Source organism: Nonomuraea sp. NPDC004702, assembly GCF_053601695.1.
Genome location: NZ_JBSGCE010000054.1, coordinates 1 through 18,753 on the forward strand (window position 1 = coordinate 1; position 18,753 = coordinate 18,753).

Here is an 18,753-nt window from a genome sequence, read left to right on the forward strand (position 1 = left end):
GGGCGCCAAAGGCGAGCGGCTGTATGACTGGGCCCTGGCCACCGTGCGTTTCGAGACCGAACCCGGCTACCAGCGCTGGCTGCTGGTCCGGCGCGGCCTCACTCCCAACGCCAAAGGCGAGCTCGAGCTGGCCTACTACCTGTGCTATGCCCCGGTCGGCACCAGCCTGGAAGACCTCATCGCCGTCGCCGGCAGCAGATGGGCGATCGAGGAATGCTTCCAGAGCGCCAAGAACGAGACCGGCCTGGACCAGTACCAGGTCCGGCGCTTCGACGCCTGGCACCGGCACATCACCTTGGCGATGCTCGCCCACGCCTACCTCGCCGTCACCGCCGCCAACGCCCCAAAAGCCCAAGCGGCCTGGTCCGCCTCACACCCGCCGAAGTCCGTCGTCTCCTGGCTCGTGTGACCACGGCGACCACGCGCCCCCTCGACTTCGCCCTCGCCTGGTCCCGCCATCGGCGACAGCGTCAGACCCGCGCCCGAGCCAGTCACTACTGGAGACGCTGGCTCCAACATCACGAAATCAGGCTGTAGTACTAGACCGGCTCGAACCGGACCCCCGATCGCCGGGCCCGGAGGCGATCAGGCACGCCGCCCGATCGCCGGGCCCGGGGACGATCAGGCAGGCCGCCCGATCGCCAGGTCCAGGGGGCGATCAGGCAGGCCGCCCGATCGCCAGGTCCAGGGGGCGATCAGGCGGAGCGCCCGATCGCCAGGTCCAGCGCGTGGGCCGCGTCCTGGCCCGGCGTCGGGCGCCAGGCCACGTGCTGGTCGGGGCGGACCAGGGCCAGTGTGCCGGCCGCGTCCGGCAGGTCCACCTCCCGCAGCGGCACGCCCAGCTCGGCCGCCCGCTCCACCAGCACCTTGGCCTCCGGCGACGACAGGTCGCCCACCAGGCTGAACCCGGGCCCGAGCCGGTCGTAGAGCGACTCGCCCGGAGCGAGCCACCGGTGCGGCAGCCGCTCGCCGCACCCGCCGGCCACCACCGGCGACCCCGCGTACGTGTACCCCAGCACCAGGTCCAGGCTGTGGAACTCGCTGTCCTTGGTCCGCCGCACCGCCTCCGCGACGGCCGGACGCACCCGCTCGAACTCGGCGTCCGAACCCATCAGCGCGGGATCGGCCAGTTCGGGCGCGAGCGTGGCCATGTTGGCGGCGGCGGCCTCGATCGTGGCCGCCGCCACCGGCCGGCGCTCGGCCTCGTAGCTGTTCAGCAGGGTCGTGGGGGCCCATCCGTTCAGGACGGCGGCCAGCTTCCAGCCGAGGTTGACGGCGTCCCCGAGGCCGGTGTTGAAGCCGTGGCCGCCGTAGGGCGGGTTCTGGTGCGCGGCGTCGCCCGCCAGGAACACCCGCTCGCCGGCGTACCGGTCGGCCAGCAGCATGCGCGCGGTCCACGGGTCGGTGGCCAGGATCTCGACCTCGACGTCGGCCCCGACCAGGTTGCGGACCAGGCGCACCGGGTCGGTCCCCTCCGCCGGGACGCCCTGGGCGATGCACCACCACAGGTCCTCCAGGTCGAGCCGGCCGAGCATGCCGGGCTGGGCCGGGTTCAGCACCCAGTAGTGCACGGCGGGGCCGTGGGGCACCCGTTCGGCCAGGCCGGGCGCGCGGAAGACGACGTTGAAGTTGGGCCTGGCGTCCTGGCGGCCCTCGTAGCGGGCGCCGATGGCCGGGCGCGTCACGCTGCGGGCGCCGTCGCAGCCGACGACGTACGCGGCGCGCACCTGGCGGGTTTCGCCGTCCGCGGCGGCCAGGTCGGCGGTGACGCCGTCGGCGTCCTCGCGCAGGCCCGTCACCCGCCAGCCGGTGAGCAGCGCGTCACCGGCGGCCTCGCGCAGCACCTCCTCGACGATCGGCTGCGGCACCTGCTGGCCCGGCTCGGCGGCCAGGTCGGAGCCGGTCAGGTCGAGGCCGAAGCAGCCGCCGATCCTGGTGATCTCGCGGCCGAGCAGGCCGGTCGTGAAGACCGCCTCGTCCGACCAGGAGACCGCGAGCGGCGCGCGGGCGCGCACCGTCTCGGCCAGCCCCCACCTGCGCAGCAGCTCCATCGACCGCGCCGACGTGGTCTTGGCGCGCGGACGCAGCCACGACACGCTCTCGCGCGGCTCGACGACCATGCTGCGCACGCCGTGATGGGCCAGCTCCACGGCCGTCGCCAGCCCGACGGGCCCGCCTCCGGCGATCAGTACCGGTATGTCGGTCTGGCGCACGCTTTGCTCCCATTCGTCATGGTGATCATCGGCATACTCCAAGCGCCGCGCGTCCCACGTCAAGCTCGGGCCGAAACCCTGGCCGGATCACCGATCGGAAACGATCTAGAGGACGGCCGCCGGACTTGTTACGGTCGTTCCATGACTGAGTCCTCGGCGGTGCCGCTGCACATGCGGCGGGTGGAGTTCGATCCGGCCCCCGAGCTGGGCGAGGTGCGCGACCAGGAACGGATCAAGCGCATCGACACCCTCCTCGGCCTGGAGGCGTGGGTGGTGACCCGGTACGCCGACGTCCGCGAGGTCCTGGGCGACGCCGACCGGTTCAGGCTCGCCAGGCAGGGCTCCGCCCGCATGCCCGGAGCGCCCGAGCTGACCGAGGAGCAGCTCGCCGAGCTGCGCGCGGGCAACCTGCTGGGCCAGGACCCGCCCGAGCACACCCGGCTGCGCCGGATGCTGACGCCCGAGTTCACGATCCGCCGGATGAAGCGGCTGGAGCCCCGCATCAGGGACATCGTGCACGAGCACCTCGACGCCATGGAGGCCGCGGGCTCCCCGGCCGACCTGGTGTCGTCGTTCGCGCTGCCGATCCCGTCGCTGGTGATCTGCGAGCTGCTGGGCGTGCCGTACGAGGACCGCGCCGACTTCCAGCGGCGGTCCGGCCGCATGCTGGACCTGTCGCTGCCGGTCGAGCAGCGGGTGGCGGCCAACTTCGAGTCGCGGGCGTACATGCGCGAACTGGTCACCCGCATGCGCGCCGAGCCCGGCGAGGACCTGCTCGGCATGCTCATCCGCGAGCACGGCGACGACCTGACCACCAGCGAGCTCGTCGGCATCGGCAACCTGCTGCTGCTCGCCGGGCACGAGACCACCTCCAACATGCTCTCGCTCGGCACGCTCGCCCTGCTGCGCAACCCCGGGCAGCTCGAACTCCTGCGCAAGGAGCCCGAGCGCATCGACGCGACGGTCGAGGAGCTGCTGCGCTGGCTCAGCATCGTCCACTCCGGGACGATCAAGATCACGTCCAGGGAGGTCGAGCTGGCCGGGCGGACCATCGGCGCGGGGGAGATGATCATGTGCTCGCTGCCCGCCGCCAACCGCGACCCCGGCTTCATCGCCGACCCCGACACCCTCGACATCACCCGCGGCGCCCCCGGCCACGTCGCCTTCGGCCACGGCGTCCACCACTGCCTGGGCGCGCCGCTCGCCCGCATGGAGATGAAGATCGCCTTCCCCGCGCTCTTCGAGCGTTTCCCCGGCCTGCGCCCGACCGATTCCACGCCGGAGTTCCGCTCCTTCAACGTCGTCTACGGCCTGACCGAGCTGGAGGTCGCCTGGTAGCGGCGCGCACGCGGATTTTGTCGGCGGCGGCGGATAACGTGCGGGTGTCATGCCAACCGAAGCCAGGCCACACGAGCTGATCGGCAGGGACCACCCCGCCGCGCTGCTGCGCGCCGAGGTCGCGCGGGTGGTCGACAGCCACGGCGGCCTGGTCCTCGTCACCGGCGAGGCCGGCATCGGCAAGACCACGCTCGTCACCAGCGCCGCCGCCGAGGCCAGGCGCAGGGGCGCGCTCGTGGTCGGCGGCGCCTGCTGGGACTCCGGCAGCGCCCCCGGCTACTGGCCCTGGGTCCAGGTCATCCGCGCCCTGCGCCGCTCGGCCGCCCCCCACGAGTGGGCCGAGGCCGAGCAGTCGGCCGGCGGCAGCCTGGCCGCCCTGCTCGGCGAGGCGGCGGCGCTCGCCCAGCCACACCTGGAGGTCACCGCCGCCGACGCCGACCCCGCCTCGGCCTTCCAGATCTACGACGCGGTCACCACCGCCCTGGTGTCGCTCTCGCAACACCACCCGCTCGTGATCGTCATCGACGACCTCCACGCGGCCGACCCGGCCTCGCTGCGGCTCCTTGAGTTCGCGGCCCGCCAGACCTGGTTCGAGCGCCTGCTCCTCGTCGGCACCTACCGCGACGCCGAGGTCGAGCCGGTCGACCACCCGCTGCGCGACCTGCTGTCGCCGCTCGTCGCCAAGGCCACCACCATCACGCTCACCGGCCTCGACCAGGCCGGGGTGGGCGCCCTCATGGCCCGCACCGCCGGGCTCGACCCGCCCGCCGACCTGGTCGCCGAGGTCCACGTGCGCACGGGCGGAAACCCGTTCTTCGTCGAGCAGACGGCCCGGTTGTGGCGCAGCGGCGGCTCGGCCACGGCCGTGGCGCCCGGCGTCCGCGACGCGCTGCTGCGCCGGCTGTCCCTGCTGCCGCGTCCGGTGTCGGAGCTGCTGCCCGCCGCGGCCGTGCTCGGGCGCGAGTTCCACCGCCAGGTGCTGGCCGCCACCGTGGCCGCCCCCGTCGCGCACGTCGACCGTCTCCTCGACACCGCCGTGATCGCCAGGCTGGTGGTGACCAAGGGCGGCGGCCGGTTCGCCTTCGCCCACGACCTCGTCCGCGAGACCCTCTACGACGCCGTCCCCGACGTGCGCGACCTGCACGCCGCCGTGGTGCGCGCCCTCGACGGCGCCCCCGACCTGGCCCGCCGCATGCTGCCGAGCGACCTGGCCCGGCACGCCTACCTCGCCGGCGACCGCGTCGATCCCGAGCGCGCGATCGACCTGCTCCAGGCCGCCGCCCGTGCCGCCCGCAGCCGGCTCGCCGGCGAGGAGGAGCTCGGCCACCTGCGCCGCGCCCACGAGCTGAGCGCCGCCGCCGCGCCCCGCCGGCGCGTGCTGATCTGCCTCGACCTCGGCCGCGAGCTGCACCACCGCGGCGAGCGCGACGCGGGCCGCCGGCTGTTCGAGGAGGCCGGCGCCGTCGCCGCCGATCTCGGCGACCCCGAGCTGACCGCCCGCGTCGCGCTGGTCTTCCGCTCCCACTACGGCCACGACGACTCCCTCGACCGGCTGCGCCGGGCCCACGCCGCGCTCGTCGGCGAGCCGGCCCCCGACGACCGCCTGGCCCTCGACCTGGTCCTCCACCTCACCGCCCAGGCCCGCCAGGGCGGCGACGACGACGTCCTGGCCTTCAGCCTGTGGGCCCACCACGACATCATCTGGGGCCCCGGCACGGCGGGCGAGCGGGTGGCCCTGACCGGCGAGCTGCTCGACATCGCCCGGCGCACCTCCGACCGCGAGCTCGAACACTTCGCCGGCGCCCTGCGCTGGGTGGCCATGATCGAGGAGGGCGACCCCCGCTACCTCGACCGCTTCCACGACTACGCGGCCAAGGGCCGCAGCACCGACGACGCCCACCTCAACCTCACCACGTCCGTCGACGCCAGCATCGTCGCCGCGCTCGCCGGCCGCTTCGCCGAGGCCGAGTCGCTGATGACGGGGCTGTCCCTCGACGGCAAGGACCACGACTTCGACGTCATGCTCGACCACCACCGCTGGGCGATCCGCTGGCTCCAGGGCAGGGTGGAGGAGCAGGAAGACGTCCTGCGCAGGCTCAGGGCCGGCCGCCACCCCGATCGCGGCCTGCTGGAGGCGCTGACCGCCCTGCAGGCCGGCGACGTCGGCACCGCGCTGCGCCACCACGCGGCCGGCGCGCGGGTGGGGCGCATGGCCGAGCCGCTGTGGCTGCGTTTCCAGGCGGAGCTGGCCGCCGCCACCCACGACCGCGAGCTCACCGCCGGGGCGCGGGCCGCGTTGCTGCCGCACCGGGGGCGGTGGGCGGTGTCCTACTACGGCTGGGACATCAGCGGCCCCTACGACCTGTGGATCGCCGTGCTCGACCTGGCCGAGGGGCGGTGGGCGGAGGCGGCCGAGGGGTTCGCGCGGGCGTACCGGTCGGCCGACCGGATGCGGGCCCGCCCGTGGTCGGTCCTGGCCCGTGCCCGCCTGGCCGAGGCCCTCCTGGCCGGCGGCGACACCGTCGGGGCCCGTCCCGTGCTGGCGGAGGTCCGGCGCGAGGCGGCCGAGCTCGGCATGCACCACGTCCTCGACACCCTCCCGCCGCAGGAGAGCGCCGCCGCCGAGCCCGCGCCCCCGCAGGCCCTCGCACGCGACGAGGGCCCCGAGCCGGCCACGGGCCACTTCCGCAAGAACGGCGAGGTCTGGGCCCTCCGGTTCGCCGGGCGGCTGGCCCACATGCCCGACGCCAAGGGCCTGCGCGACCTGCATCACCTGCTCGGCCACCCCGGCGCCGACATCCCCGCCGTGGCGCTGCTCGCCCCGGAGGGCGGCGACGTCGTGCTGGCCGCCCGCGCGATGGGCGGCGACGCCGTGCTCGACGAGGAGGCCAAGGCCGACTACCGCCGCCGCCTGTCCGTCCTCGACGACGAGATCGACCGGGCCGCCGGCCGCGGCGACGACGACCGGGCGGCCGAGTACGACCGCGAAAGGGCTGCCCTGCTGGAGGAGCTCCGCACGGCCGCCGGGCTGGGCGGGCGCTCCCGCCGTCTGGGCGACGAAGCCGAACGGGCCCGCAAGACGGTGACCGCCAGAATCCGCGACACCCTCCGCAAACTCACCCAGACCCACCCCGAACTCGCCACCCACCTCCGCGCCACCATCTCCACCGGCGCCACCTGCCGCTACCAGCCCACCACCCCCATCACCTGGCACCTCTGACCGGATGGTGTGGCCGTCTATCGCAGGAGCGAGGAGGGTCTCGTGGACCAGGCGCGCCTCACCGCACCGCCCGAACCGCCCTTACCGGCGCAGCACGAATCGGGCGCGCAGGGCAGGGGATGCCTGCCCTACGCGCCCGGTCCGTGCGGTTGCGGGTTATTTGCGGTTGTAGAGGCGCATGGTCAGGGTGCCGAAGATTGCGATGAGGAGGACGGACGCGATCAGCACCCAGGTCAGTTCGCCCATGTCCGGGGTGCCGGCCATCAGCGAGCGGACGGCGGCCACCAGACGGGTGATCGGGTTGACGTTGACGAAGATCTGCAGCCAGCCGGGCATCGTGGCCGGGTCGACGTACACGTTGCTGAGGAAGGTCAGCGGGAACAGGACGAGCATGCTCACGCCCATCACCGACTTCTCGCTCCGCATGAGCAGGCCGAACATCGTCCACACCCACGAGAAGGCGAAGGAGAAGCCGAGCAGCAGCACGATCCCGGCCAGCACGCCCGTGACGCCCCCCTGCGGACGGAACCCCAGGACCAGGCCGACGGCGAGGATGACCGTCGAGGCCAGGGTGTAGCGCAGGACGTCGCCGAGCAGGTAGCCCACCATGGTCGAGGGACGCCAGATCGGCAGGGTGCGGAAGCGGTCGAACACCCCCTTCTCGATGTCCTTGTTGACCTCCACCCCGGTGTACATGGTGATCATCACGACGCTGCTGACCATGATGCCGGGCAGCAGGAACTGCAGGTAGTCGGTCGGGGAGCCGGCCAGGGCGCCGCCGAACAGGTACGTGAACATCAGCGTCATCATGAGCGGGAACGCGGTCACGTCGAACAGCTGCTCGGGCACGTGCTTGATCTTCAGGATGGCCCGCCAGCCGAACGTGACCGACGCCGACCACGCGCTCGGCCGGGGCGGCTTCACCCCGGGGGCCAGGACGGTGCCGAGCACGTCGGCGGCGGGGGAGTAGGTCGTGGCGGTCTCGGTGGTGGCGGTCATGCTGCGGCCTCCTGCGCGGTCGCGGACTCGGCGGTCTCGGTGGCGGGGTGGTCGGTCAGGGCGAGGAAGACCTCGTCCAGGCTGGGCTGGCCGAGGGAGAAGTCGTCGACGACGATCCCCGCCTCGGCCAGGCGGCCGAGCGCGCGCGAGGCCTGCTCGGCGGCGGCGGCCTCGCGGCCGTGGCCGGTGATGCGGGCGGTGAGCGACACGGGGTCGGCGTCCAGGTAGACGGGCGCGTCCAGGATCTGGGACAGCAGCCGTTCGGCCTCGGGACGGGTGCCGGGATCGCGCAGCCGCACGTGGACCGAGCCGGCGCCGACGGACGACTTGAGCTCGCCCGGCGTGCCCTCGGCGATGACCCTGCCGTGGTCGATGACCGCGATGCGGCCGGCCAGGCGGTCGGCCTCCTCCAGGTACTGGGTGGTGAGCAGCACGGTGGTGCCGTGGGCGACGACGATGCGGACGATGTCCCAGACCTGGTTGCGGCTGCGCGGGTCGAGGCCGGTCGTCGGCTCGTCGAGGAAGAGCAGGTCAGGCGTGTTGAGGATGCTGGCGGCGATGTCGATGCGCCGCCGCATGCCGCCCGAGTACGTCTTGACCTGCCGTCCCGCGGCCTCCGTCAGGCCGAACGCCTCCAGGAGCTGCGCCGCCCGCTCCCGGGCGGCCGGCTTGCGGTGGCCGAGCAGGCGGCCGAGCAGGACCAGGTTCTCGGCGCCGGTCATGTCCTCGTCGACGGAGGCGTACTGGCCGGTCAGGCTGACGCGGCCGCGCACGGCGTCGGCCTCGCGCACCACGTCGTGCCCGAACACGGTGGCCTCGCCGCCGTCCGGCCGCAGCAGCGTGGCCAGCATGCGGACGGCGGTGGTCTTGCCCGCGCCGTTGGGGCCGAGCACGCCGTAGACGGTGCCGGCCGGCACCTCCAGGTCGAGGCCGTCCACGGCGCGGTTGTCGCCGAAGACCTTGACCAGGCCGGAGGTCTGTATCGCCAGGTCTCGCATGGGTGTTCCTCTCATGAGCAGTACGGCTGGGCGCGCCGGGCGTCGCGCAACGCCCGGCCCCACCAGGTGAGCTGGTCGAGCATGGCCGCGACCGCACGCGCGCGGTCGTCGGTGTCGTACGGTTCGCCGCTTCCGGCCACGTCGTCCCCCAGCAGGTCGAGGCCGACCCAGTCGCGCATCGTCACGACGTGCAGGGCGGAGAAGACGGTACGGAGCTGCTCGACCGCGTACAGACCGGAAGATCCCGAGCCGTAGGCGACGAAACCGGCCGGCTTGGCCTGCCATTCGTCGTAGGCGTAGTCGATGGCCTGCTTGAGCGAGGCCGGGAAGCTGCGGTTGTACTCGGGGGTGACGACGGCGAAGGCGTCGGCCTCGCCGACGGCCGCGGTGAAGCGGCGCATCGAGGGGGTGCTGCGCTCCGGGTAGCGGTCGGGGAAGGCGTAGTCGGCCAGGTCGAGGACGTCGACCGCCAGGTCGGGACGGTCGCGGGCGCGGCCGGCGAACCACTTCGCCACCGTCTCGCCCATGCGCCCGACGCGGGTGCTCGCGATGATCACCGCGAGGCGGAGCGGTGCGGCGCTCCCGCCGGCGGTGTCGTCCCTGCCCGTCATCGTCCACCTCCCTCGGCCCGTTCCGGGCTCTCACCAAGGAGGCGCGAGACGGCCGCCAGACGTCCGCTAGACGGGATCTAGCGGGACGTCAGGCGGCCGGTCTGAGCACGTAGCCGACGCCGCGCAGGGTGTGGATCATCGGACGGCGGTCCGCGTCGATCTTGCGGCGCAGGTAGGAGATGTACAGCTCGACGATGTTGCCCTGGCCGGCGAAGTCGTAGGCCCACACCCGGTCGAGGATGTGCGCCTTGCTGAGCGCGCGTCCCGGATGGCGCATGAGCAGCCGCAGCAGCTCGAACTCGGTCGGGGTGAGTCGGACCTCCTGGCCGGCCCGCCGTACCTGGCGGGTCTCCTGGTCCAGGGTGAGGTCGCCGACGGACAGGGCGTCGGCCGAGCGGCGCAGCAGGCCGTGCAGCCTGATCACGACCTCGTCCACGCCGAACGGCCGCATCACGTAGTCGTCGGCGCCCGCGCGCAGTCCGAGCGACGGGTCGGGCAGGGCGTCCGGCGCGGTCAGGAAGAGGACCGGCACGCCGGGCAGCGCGGCCCGCAACCGGGGCAGGAAGCGGCCGCCGCCCTTGACGTCCAGGACGATCGCCCCCGGACGGAACCCGCGCACAGCCCTGACCGCCTCGCCGCCGCCCAGGCTGCGCACGTCCCAGCGGCGCATCGCGCGGGAGAGGGACGCGCCGAGCGGGCGCTCGTCCACGACGAGGACGGCGTACGAGTCGCGCGCGGATCCGGGCGTGACGGTCGGACCGGTCGGGTGCATGCCGGAAACGATGCCGGTCGTGCATGAGGTTTGTCTGAGGACCGCTTGTGACGCGCATGAGGACGCGCCTCTGGCGCGCAGGAGGCCCCGGGAACAGCGGAAGGGCCCGGCCGCAGCCGAGCCCTTCCCATCCCTTGAAGCGCGATCACCGTTCCTGCCGCTACCCGGAATGTGCGGCTTATCACTTGGCCGAGTAAGTTCTATGACTAGACCTTGACTGCGGTTGAGGTTCTAGGCTGCCTTTCATGAGCGGAATTCTGGTGACCGGCGCGACCGGCAACGTGGGCAGGCATGTCGTCTCCTCCCTGGCGGAGGCCGGACACGAGGTGCGGGCGCTGGTCCGCGACCCGGCCCGGGTGGTGCTCCCGGACGGCGTCGAGCCCGTACGCGGCGACCTGGCCGACCCCGGCAGCCTTGAGCCCGCCCTGCGCGGCGTCGACCGGGTGTACCTGATGTGGCCCGGCATCCCCGTGGATCCCCAGGTGGTGACCACGGTGGCCGGACGGGCCGAGCACGTCGTGTACCTGTCGGCGGACGTGCCCGACCTGGCGGACGGCGAGCCCGCCACGATCTACCACCAGGAGATCGAACGGCTGATCAGGACGTCCGGGACGCGGTGGACGTTCGTCCGGGCCATCGACTTCGCCACGAACACGCTGGCCTGGGCCGCCCAGATCCGGCAAGGAGTGGTCCGGCTCCCGTACGGAAAGGCCGCCAGGTCGCTGATCCACGAGCGGGACATCGCGGACGTCGTCGCCCACGTGCTCACCACCCCCGGCCACGACGGCGCCAAGTATCTGATCACCGGCCCCGAGTCGATCACCCAGGAGGAGCTGGCGCGGACCGTCGGCGAGGAGATCGGCCGCGAGGTGCGCTGGGAGGACCTGCCGCCGGAGATCGCCCGCGAGCAGCTGACGGCCGCCTGGGGTGATCCGGCGTTCGTCGAGGCCCGGCTCAGGGCGTGGGAGTCGTTCACGCACACCCCGGAACGCGTGACCGGCACTGTGCCGGAGCTGCTGGGCCGGCCCGCGCGCACGTTCCGCTCCTGGGCCCGCGACCACGCAGCCGACTTCCGCACGGCCTGAAGCCCGCGCCACCGTGGCGCTCAGGGGCGCGCCCAGAGGGGGCGCGCCAAGAGGGGGTGCGCCAAAAGGCCGTGGCGCGCCTATGCGGTCAGGCTCACCGCCGCGATCGTCTCGCCCATGTCGTCGAGCAGGTCGGCGACCACCGGGCCGGTCTGCAGCCGCCAGGCGAGCGCCTGGAGGCCGTGTCCCGGCACCGGGACCTCCCGCCCGCCCAGCCTGACCGTCTCCACCTCGGCCGACAGCCGCAGCAGCCCGTAGGCCACCCACCGTTTCGGCCGGGGGAACCAGCGACCCGCGTTGGTGTCGAACCGCCCGTTCTCGTCGGTCAGCCCGTGCTCCTTGAGCACCGAGACGCCCTGGCGGTGGGCCAGCAGGTCGTCGCTGCGCGCGGCGGACATGCTGTCGCCGGCGCGCAGTGCCCAGCGTCCGCGCCGGAACGACAGCAGCCAGACGTCCACCCAGGACAGGCCGAAGCCGTCCAGGCGGGCGAAGGCGGTCGCCGCGATCCGGTCGCCGACGTACAGGGAGGCAGGGGTGAAGCGGAAGCGTCCGCTCAGGTTGCCGGGAAGTGACCTCGGCAGCCCGTGATCGATGAGTCGCAGGCTCTCGACGGCGGGGTTGTACCCAAAATCATGAGTACGTTCCACAGGCTCACCATACACACGGACGGCCCGCATGAAACGCGCGCTTTGTTCCTGATGGGGGAATGATGATGCTCATGGACCGAATCGAAGCTTCTGACCGTCGCCGGGCCCTGGTGCTCGGGGGCGGCGGCGTGGCCGGCATCGCCTGGGCGACCGGCGTGCTGGCCGGGCTGGCCGACGAGGGCGTGGACGTACGGGACGCCGACCTGATCGTGGGCACCTCGGCCGGCTCGGCGGTCGGCGCCCAGGCCCGCAGCCGGCTGACCGTCGAGGAGCTGTTCCAGCGGCAGGTCGATCCCGCGCTGCAGGCCAGGGAGATCCCCGCGGTGTTCGACGCGGCCTCCTTCGCGGCCGCCCTCCAGGGCATCCTGACCGGCGCCCACGACCGGGACGAGCTGCACCGGCGCATCGGCGCCTGGGCGCTGGAGGCCCCCACGGTCGGCGAGCCGGAACGGCGTGCGGCGGTGGCCTCGCGGCTGCCCGAGACCGACTGGCCGGAGCGCCCGCTCGTGCTGGTCGCGCTCGACGCGGCGACCGGAGAGACCCGCCTGTTCGACCGGGCGTCCGGGGTGGGCCTGGTGGACGCGGTGACGGCCAGTTGCGCCGTGCCCGGGGTCTGGCCGCCGGTCACCATCGAGGGCCGCCGCTACATCGACGGCGGCGTGCGGTCCAGCGACAACGCCGACCTGGCGGCGGGCTTCGAACGGGTGCTGGTGGTCTCGCCCCAGCCGCCCGGCGCCCCCGCCTCTCCCTGGACGTCGCTCGACCAGGAGGTGGCCCTGCTGCGCAAGGAGGGCGCCGCGGTCGAGGTCGTCAGCCCGGACGAGGGGGCCGTCGCGGCCATGGGCGCCAACCCGCTCGACCCCGCCGTACGGTCACCGGCGGCCCACGCCGGCCGCGAGCAGGGCCGGCGGGTGGCCGCCGTCGTCCACAGCCTGTGGGTCTAGCCGGCCGCGGCGCGCTCGGCGAGCGGGCGGCGGCGCAGCGCCGGGTCGGTCAGTGACGCGGGACGCCACGCGCCGTCCGGCTGGTACATGTCACGGCCCGGCGGGACGATCTCGTCGATCCGGTCGAGCGCGGCGTCGTCGAGCGTGAGCGCGGCGCCCTTCAGCAGGTCGTCGAGCTGCGCCATCGTGCGCGGTCCGGTGATCACCGAGGTGACCGCCGGGTGCGCGGCGGCGAAGGCCACGGCGAGCTGGGGGAGCGTGCAGCCGAGGTCGTCCGCGAGCTCGACCAGCTGCTCGACGGCGTCGAGCTTGGCGGCGTTCTCCGGGATCGACGGGTCGAAGCGGTGGGGGGTCAGCGCGGCCCGGCCGGTGGTCAGGTCGATGTCGCCGTTCTTGCGGTAGCGGCCGCTCAGGAAGCCCGACGCGAGCGGGCTCCAGGTCAGGACGCCCATGCCGTACCGGCGGCAGACGGGCAGCAGGTCCTTCTCGATGCCGCGGGCGAACAGCGAGTACGGCGGCTGCTCGGTCCTGAACCGGTGCAGCGCCCGCCGCTCCGAGACCTGGTGGGCCTCGACGATCTCCGCGGCCGGGAACGTCGAGCAGCCGAACGCGCGGATCTTGCCCTGCCGCACGAGGTCGGTCAGCGCCGACAACGTCTCCTCGATGTCGGTCGTGTGGTCGGGCCGGTGGATCTGGTAGAGGTCGATCCAGTCGGTGCCGAGCCGCCGGAGGCTCTGCTCGACCTCCTTCATGATCCACAAGCGCGAGTTACCGGACCGGTTCGGGCCCTCGCCCATCCGGAAGTGCACCTTGGTGGCCAGTACGACGTCGTCGCGGCGGCCCTTCAGCGCCTTGCCGACGATCTCCTCGGACTCGCCCGCGGAGTACATGTCCGCCGTGTCCACGAAGTTGACGCCCTGGTCGAGCGCGGCGTGGATGATGCGGGCGCAGTCGTCGTGGTCGGGGTTGCCGACGGCGCCGAACATCATCGCCCCCAGGCAGTGGACGCTCACCTCGATGCCGGTGCCGCCGAGTACGCGGTAGCGCATTGTCATAGTCCGCGACTCTAGGACCTGGAGTCCACTCCACCTCAAGAGCTCGGCGGCAGGTGTGACAGTGGCGTCCAGGGGCACCGGAGGCGGATGGGGATGGTGACGGTGTCGTCCTGGCGCGAGCTGGACGACGCGATCAGCGCGGCCGGCCACACCGAAGGCCCGGCCCAGGCGCACTCGACGCTGGTCTTCCGCGGCCTGGCGAAGAACACGTACTCGCACGTGCACAGCCTGGCGCGGCTGGCGGGCGACTACGCCACCCTAGAAACCCACTTGATACGAAATTTTAGGAAATACGCGCACAGAGCCGCCCCTGGCCCTTCCGTCTGGGACTGGCTGGCCCTCGGCCAGCACCACGGCCTGCCCACCCGCCTCCTGGACTGGACGTTCTCCCCGCTGGTCGCGCTGCACTTCGCCACGGCGTCCTGGCCTGGGGACGACGCCGTGCTGCTGGCCGTCGACTGCGCGGGCGCGCACCGCCTGCTGCCCGAGCCGCTGCGCGAGGTGCTCGACGGCGAGGGCGCGCTGCTGTTCAGCACCGAGATGCTCGCCGAACGCGCCGCCGGACTGGCCGGCTTCGACGCGCTCGGCCGCGACCGCCCGTTCGTCGCCTTCTTCGAGCCGCCGTCGCTGGACGAGCGCATGGTCAACCAGTCGTCGGTGTTGTCGGCGATGTCGGGGGCGACGTACCAGCTCGACGACTGGCTGGCCGAGCATCCCGGGCTGTGGCGGGGCTGGTCGATCCCGGCCGGGGTCAAGGTCGAGATCCGGCGGCGGCTCGACCAGGCCGGGATCACCGAACGGGTGCTGCTGCCCGGCCTCGACGGGCTGGCCGAGTGGCTGCGCCGCTACTACTCCCCGGGCAGCGTCGACGTGCCGGCCGGCGGCTCCAGCATGTCCGGGCCCGAGCGCTTCGGCCAGCAGGAGGGCCGCATGAACGACTGACCGCTCACCCGGGCAGCGTGCCTCGCACGGCGTCCTCGGTGCGGCCGATCACGGCGCGCCCGTCGTCGGCGGTGATGATCGGCCGCTGGATCAGGATCGGGTGCGCGGACAGCGCGGCGATCCAGCGCTCGCGGGCGTCCGGGTCGCGCGGCCAGGCGTCGAGGCCCAGCTCGGCCGCGACCGGCTCGCCCGTACGGGTGATGTCCCACGGATCCAGCCCGAGCCGGGCCAGGACGGCGCGCAGCTCGTCCGGCGACGGCGGGTCCTCCAGGTAGCGGCGGACCTTGTAGTCGGCCGATTCGGCGTCGAGGATGGACAGGGCCGAACGGCACTTGGAGCAGTCGGGGTTGATCCAGATTTCCATGACGCCGAGGTTCTCACGCCGGGGCGCACGGCGCGGGTCAGCCGGCCGATGAGTCGAGCCGGGCCCGCAGGCCGTCGAGCACCCGGTCGAGGCCGTAGCGGAAGTCCTCCTCCCGGACCCGCTCGGGGTCGTCGAACCCCTTGGCCGCGTACTCCGCCCGCATCCACGGGTGGTCCTCGAACGCCTGCTCGGCGGTCGGCCGCACGGCGTCGATCCACTCCTGCTCGGTACGGCCGCTGCGGGCCAGCGTCGACAGGTACGCCGCCTCGGCGATGGCCACGCCGATCACGTACGCCAGCACGGTGTTGACCGCCCGGTCGGCCTCGCCGGGGACGAACCCGGCCGAGTGCGCCAGCGCCAGCAGCTCCTCCGAGCGCCGCATCACGTTGGGCCCGAGGCTGGTGAGCCCGACCTGGCCGAGCACGGACGCCATCCACGGGTGGCGCAGGATCACCGCCCGCAGGCTGTGGGCGGACACGGCGAGCCCGTCACGCCAGCCGCCCGCCTCCTCCACGGACGGCACGCGCAGCTCGCCGTAGACCTCGTCGACGACCAGCTCGATCAGCTCGTCCTTGTTGGCGACGTGGCGGTAGAGGGAGGTCGCGCCCGCGTCGAGCCGGGTGCCGAGGCTGCGCATGCTCAGCGCCTCCAGCCCTTCCTCGTCGAGCAGCTGGACGGCCTCGGACACGATCCGGTCGAGGCTGAGCGCGGGCCGCTCCCGCTGCCGGCGCTGACGGACCCAGACCGACGGGACGGGCGGCTGCGATGCTGGCATGACCCGAGCCTAGCGCACACTGTACGCATCCGCGAACACCTGCTTGCGTACATCTCTTTCGTATGCGTACAGTGTGCGCATTCCGAGAGCGACGTACGCAAGTCGAAGGGGAGAAACCCATGAACCGCCGCTGGTGGATCCTGGTGGTGTTGTGCCTCAGCACATTGGTGCTGGTCGTGGACAACATGGTGCTGACGGTGGCGGTCCCGCCCCTGGCGGCCGACCTGGGCGCCGACGCCCAGGACCTGCAATGGATCCTCGACTCCTACATCCTGGTCTTCGCCGGCCTGCTGCTGACCGCGGGCAGCCTGTCCGACCGCTACGGCCGGCGCCGGGTGATGATCATCGGCCTGGCCCTCTTCGGCGCCGCGTCCCTGCTGGCGGCCTACGCCGCCGATCCGGCGCAGCTCGTGGCGGCCCGCGCCGCGATGGGCGTCGGCGGCGCGCTGATCATGCCGAGCACGCTGTCGATCCTGATCACCGTGTTCGACGAGGCCGAGCGCCGCAAGGCGATGGCCGTCTGGAGCGCGGTGGCCATGATCGGCATGATCGGCGGCCCGGTCCTGGGCGGCGCGCTGATCGCCTGGTTCTGGTGGGGCGCGGTGTTCCTGATCAACGTGCCGGTCGCGCTGCTCGCCATCGTCGCCTCCCTGCTGCTCATGCCCGAGTCGAAGGGCCCCTGGACCAAGCCCGACCCGCTGGGCGTGATCCTGTCGGCGACCGGCATGTCCGCCCTGGTGTGGACGATCATCGAGCTGCCGCACGGCGTCAACTGGCCCGCCCTGGCCCTCACCGTGCTCTCCCTGGCCGGCTTCGTGATCTGGGAGCTGCGCACGCCGCACCCGATGGTCCCGCTCGCCCTGTTCCGCGACCGCACGTTCAGCGGCGGCAGCTTCTCCCTGACCCTCGTCCAGATCGGCAACGGCGGGCTGCTGCTCGTGCTCACCCAGTACCTGCAGTACGTGCTCGGCTACACGCCCACCGCGGCCGGGCTGGCGTTCCTGCCGATGGCGGTCGCCTCGCTGCTCTTCAACGGCCTGGGCGCGAGCCTCGGCGCCCGGCTCGGCAACCGTCCGATGATCGTCACCGGGCTGGCCGTCTGCGCCGCCGGGTTCGGGCTGCTCGCCATGGTCTCCTCCGGCAGCGGCATCCTGCTCACCGGCACGGCCCTGTTCGTGATGGGCGCGGGCGGCGGCCTGGCGATGCCCGCGGCCATCGCCGCGCTGATGGGCACCATCCCGCCCGAGCACGCCGGCGTCGGCTCGGCGCTCAACGACACCATCCAGCAGGCGGGCGCGGCGCTCGGCGTGGCCGTCCTCGGCAGCGTCCTGGCCGGGGCCTACACCCGGGGGATGCCGGCGGGCGCGCCCGAGGCGGCCCGGCGCTCGATCGGCGACGCGCTCGCCCTCGGCGACGCCGGTCTCGCCCAGGTGGCCCGCGAGGCGTTCACCTCGGCCATGTCGGCCGCCTTCGCGATCAGCGCGGCCGGGGTGGTCGCCGCCGCCGTCCTGGCGCTGGTCGTGATGCGCGGCGAACGCAAGCCGGCGCAGGAACCGTCCCTCACCGCGACCCACTGAAAGGAAGATCCTCATGAACGACGCCCCCGTCACGCTTCCGGTCACCCGCCCCGCGGGCTGCCCCTTCGACCCGCCCGCGGGCCTGGCGGAGCTGCGCGAGCAGGCGCCCGTCACCCCGCTGGACTTCCCCGACGGCCACCGCGGCTGGCTGGTGACCGGCCACGCCGAGGTCAGGGCGGTGCTGGCGGACCGGCGGTTCAGCTCGCGCTACGAGTTCCTGCACCACCCGACGGTCGCGATGGGCCCGCTGCCGGCCGCCCCGCCCGGCGACCTCACCGGCCTCGACGCGCCCGAGCACACCCGCTACCGCAGGCTGCTCACCGGCAGGTTCACCGTCCGCAGGATGAACCTGCTGACCGAACGCGTGCGGCAGATCACCGCCGACCACCTGGACGCCATGGAACGCCTCGGTCCGCCCGCCGACCTGGTACGCGTCTTCGCCCAGCCCATCCCCGCGCTGATGATCTGCGAGCTGCTGGGCGTCCCGTACGCCGACCGCGACGCCTTCCAGCACCACGCCGCCGCGCTGGCCGGGGTGGACACCGACGAGCAGGAACAGCTGGCCGCCTACGGCGAGCTCCAGCGGTACATGGACGGCCTGGTCCAGGCCAAGCGCGACCGGCCCGCCGACGACCTGCTCGGCGACCTGACCGCCACCGACCTCACCGACGAGGAGCTGGCCGGCGTCGGCACCTTCCTGCTCGCCGCCGGGCTCGACACGACCGCGAACATGCTGGCGCTCGGCACGTACGCGCTGCTCAGCGACCCCGTCCAGCTCGACGTGCTGCGGGCGGAGCCGGAGCGGGCGGCCCAGGCCGTGGAGGAGCTGCTGCGCCACCTCACCATCGCCCACACCGGCGTACGGGCCGCGCTGGAGGACGTCGAGCTGGCCGGCCGGCTGATCAGGGCGGGCGAGTCGGTCGTCGTGTCCCTCTCGGCCGCCAACCGCGACCCCCGCAGGTACGCCGACCCCGACCGCCTCGACCTGCGCCGGGACGCGACCGGCCACCTGTCCTTCGGCCACGGCGTCCATCAGTGTCTCGGCCAGCAGCTCGCCCGGGTGGAGCTGCGCACGGCCCTTCCCGCGCTGGTCACCCGCTTCCCCGGCCTGCGCCTGGCCGTCGCGCCCGAGGAGGTGCCGGTGCGCGCCGGCACCGACATCCACGGTGTGCTCAGTCTCCCGGTGCGGTGGTGAGCGCACGGACTATCATCG

The 18,753-nt window shown here is 73.3% G+C and carries 16 protein-coding genes and 1 pseudogene; 8 read left to right on the forward strand and 9 right to left on the reverse strand.

Going from position 1 to position 18,753, the window contains the following annotated elements; all coding sequences use genetic code 11:
- A pseudogene (locus tag ACWEJ6_RS41360) lies at window positions 1-409 on the forward strand (IS701 family transposase); the annotation flags it as partial.
- 286 nt (window positions 410-695) lie between these two features.
- On the opposite strand, the gene ACWEJ6_RS41365 reads toward ACWEJ6_RS41360, so the two are convergent.
- Window positions 696-2,213, reverse strand: a complete 1,518-nt coding sequence (locus ACWEJ6_RS41365) for an FAD-dependent monooxygenase (RefSeq protein ID WP_452431078.1) — start codon at window positions 2,211-2,213, stop codon at window positions 696-698.
- Between the two features lie 141 nt (window positions 2,214-2,354).
- Between ACWEJ6_RS41365 and ACWEJ6_RS41370 the strand changes: the two genes are divergently transcribed.
- Window positions 2,355-3,551, forward strand: a complete 1,197-nt coding sequence (locus ACWEJ6_RS41370) for a cytochrome P450 (protein WP_452431079.1) — start codon at window positions 2,355-2,357, stop codon at window positions 3,549-3,551.
- A gap of 49 nt (window positions 3,552-3,600) precedes the next feature.
- The gene (locus tag ACWEJ6_RS41375; protein WP_452431080.1) at window positions 3,601-6,771 is read left to right on the forward strand and encodes an ATP-binding protein; all 3,171 of its coding nucleotides are present in this window, start codon (window positions 3,601-3,603) and stop codon (window positions 6,769-6,771) included.
- Between the two features lie 156 nt (window positions 6,772-6,927).
- Here the strand turns inward: ACWEJ6_RS41375 and ACWEJ6_RS41380 are convergent, their stop codons facing one another.
- From ACWEJ6_RS41380 to ACWEJ6_RS41395, 4 genes are all read right to left on the reverse strand, one after another.
- The gene (locus ACWEJ6_RS41380) at window positions 6,928-7,770 is read right to left on the reverse strand and encodes an ABC transporter permease (RefSeq protein WP_387681723.1); all 843 of its coding nucleotides are present in this window, start codon (window positions 7,768-7,770) and stop codon (window positions 6,928-6,930) included.
- On the reverse strand, window positions 7,767-8,768 hold the full coding sequence (locus tag ACWEJ6_RS41385; protein ID WP_449914292.1) for an ATP-binding cassette domain-containing protein: 1,002 nt from the start codon (window positions 8,766-8,768) through the stop codon (window positions 7,767-7,769). Before ACWEJ6_RS41385 ends, ACWEJ6_RS41380 begins: the two co-directional genes overlap by 4 nt.
- An 11-nt stretch (window positions 8,769-8,779) precedes the next feature.
- On the reverse strand, window positions 8,780-9,379 hold the full coding sequence (locus ACWEJ6_RS41390) for an NADPH-dependent FMN reductase (protein ID WP_452431081.1): 600 nt from the start codon (window positions 9,377-9,379) through the stop codon (window positions 8,780-8,782).
- Between the two features lie 88 nt (window positions 9,380-9,467).
- Entirely contained in the window at window positions 9,468-10,151 is a 684-nt protein-coding gene (locus tag ACWEJ6_RS41395; RefSeq protein ID WP_452431082.1) for a response regulator transcription factor, read from the reverse strand.
- Window positions 10,152-10,396: 245 nt separating this feature from the next.
- Between ACWEJ6_RS41395 and ACWEJ6_RS41400 the strand changes: the two genes are divergently transcribed.
- Entirely contained in the window at window positions 10,397-11,236 is an 840-nt protein-coding gene (locus ACWEJ6_RS41400) for an NmrA family NAD(P)-binding protein (protein WP_452431083.1), read from the forward strand.
- 80 nt (window positions 11,237-11,316) lie between these two features.
- Here the strand turns inward: ACWEJ6_RS41400 and ACWEJ6_RS41405 are convergent, their stop codons facing one another.
- Complete coding sequence (locus tag ACWEJ6_RS41405; RefSeq protein ID WP_387681711.1) at window positions 11,317-11,883, reverse strand: hypothetical protein; 567 nt, start codon at window positions 11,881-11,883, stop codon at window positions 11,317-11,319.
- Between the two features lie 71 nt (window positions 11,884-11,954).
- Between ACWEJ6_RS41405 and ACWEJ6_RS41410 the strand changes: the two genes are divergently transcribed.
- A complete protein-coding gene (locus tag ACWEJ6_RS41410; RefSeq protein WP_452431084.1) occupies window positions 11,955-12,827 on the forward strand; it encodes a patatin-like phospholipase family protein in 873 nt (290 codons plus the stop codon).
- Here ACWEJ6_RS41410 and ACWEJ6_RS41415 read toward each other — a convergent pair.
- A complete protein-coding gene (locus tag ACWEJ6_RS41415) occupies window positions 12,824-13,882 on the reverse strand; it encodes an aldo/keto reductase (protein ID WP_358296361.1) in 1,059 nt (352 codons plus the stop codon). The genes ACWEJ6_RS41410 and ACWEJ6_RS41415 overlap by 4 nt on opposite strands.
- Before the next feature lie 87 nt (window positions 13,883-13,969).
- Between ACWEJ6_RS41415 and ACWEJ6_RS41420 the strand changes: the two genes are divergently transcribed.
- On the forward strand, window positions 13,970-14,824 hold the full coding sequence (locus ACWEJ6_RS41420) for an FRG domain-containing protein (RefSeq protein ID WP_452431085.1): 855 nt from the start codon (window positions 13,970-13,972) through the stop codon (window positions 14,822-14,824).
- Window positions 14,825-14,828: 4 nt separating this feature from the next.
- Here ACWEJ6_RS41420 and ACWEJ6_RS41425 read toward each other — a convergent pair whose 3' ends face one another.
- On the reverse strand, window positions 14,829-15,188 hold the full coding sequence (locus tag ACWEJ6_RS41425; RefSeq protein ID WP_452431086.1) for an arsenate reductase family protein: 360 nt from the start codon (window positions 15,186-15,188) through the stop codon (window positions 14,829-14,831).
- A 37-nt stretch (window positions 15,189-15,225) separates the two neighbouring features.
- Window positions 15,226-15,963 (reverse strand): TetR/AcrR family transcriptional regulator, encoded by a 738-nt coding sequence (locus tag ACWEJ6_RS41430; protein ID WP_358296367.1) that lies wholly within the window; start codon window positions 15,961-15,963, stop codon window positions 15,226-15,228.
- A 119-nt stretch (window positions 15,964-16,082) separates the two neighbouring features.
- Here ACWEJ6_RS41430 and ACWEJ6_RS41435 point away from each other — a divergent pair, with 119 nt between their 5' ends.
- Together ACWEJ6_RS41435 and ACWEJ6_RS41440 are read left to right on the forward strand one after the other, a co-directional pair.
- Window positions 16,083-17,540: an MFS transporter gene (locus ACWEJ6_RS41435; protein ID WP_452431087.1), complete on the forward strand. Its 1,458-nt coding sequence runs from the start codon at window positions 16,083-16,085 to the stop codon at window positions 17,538-17,540.
- Between the two features lie 13 nt (window positions 17,541-17,553).
- The gene (locus ACWEJ6_RS41440) at window positions 17,554-18,735 is read left to right on the forward strand and encodes a cytochrome P450 (RefSeq protein WP_452431088.1); all 1,182 of its coding nucleotides are present in this window, start codon (window positions 17,554-17,556) and stop codon (window positions 18,733-18,735) included.
- Window positions 18,736-18,753: the final 18 nt, after the last annotated feature.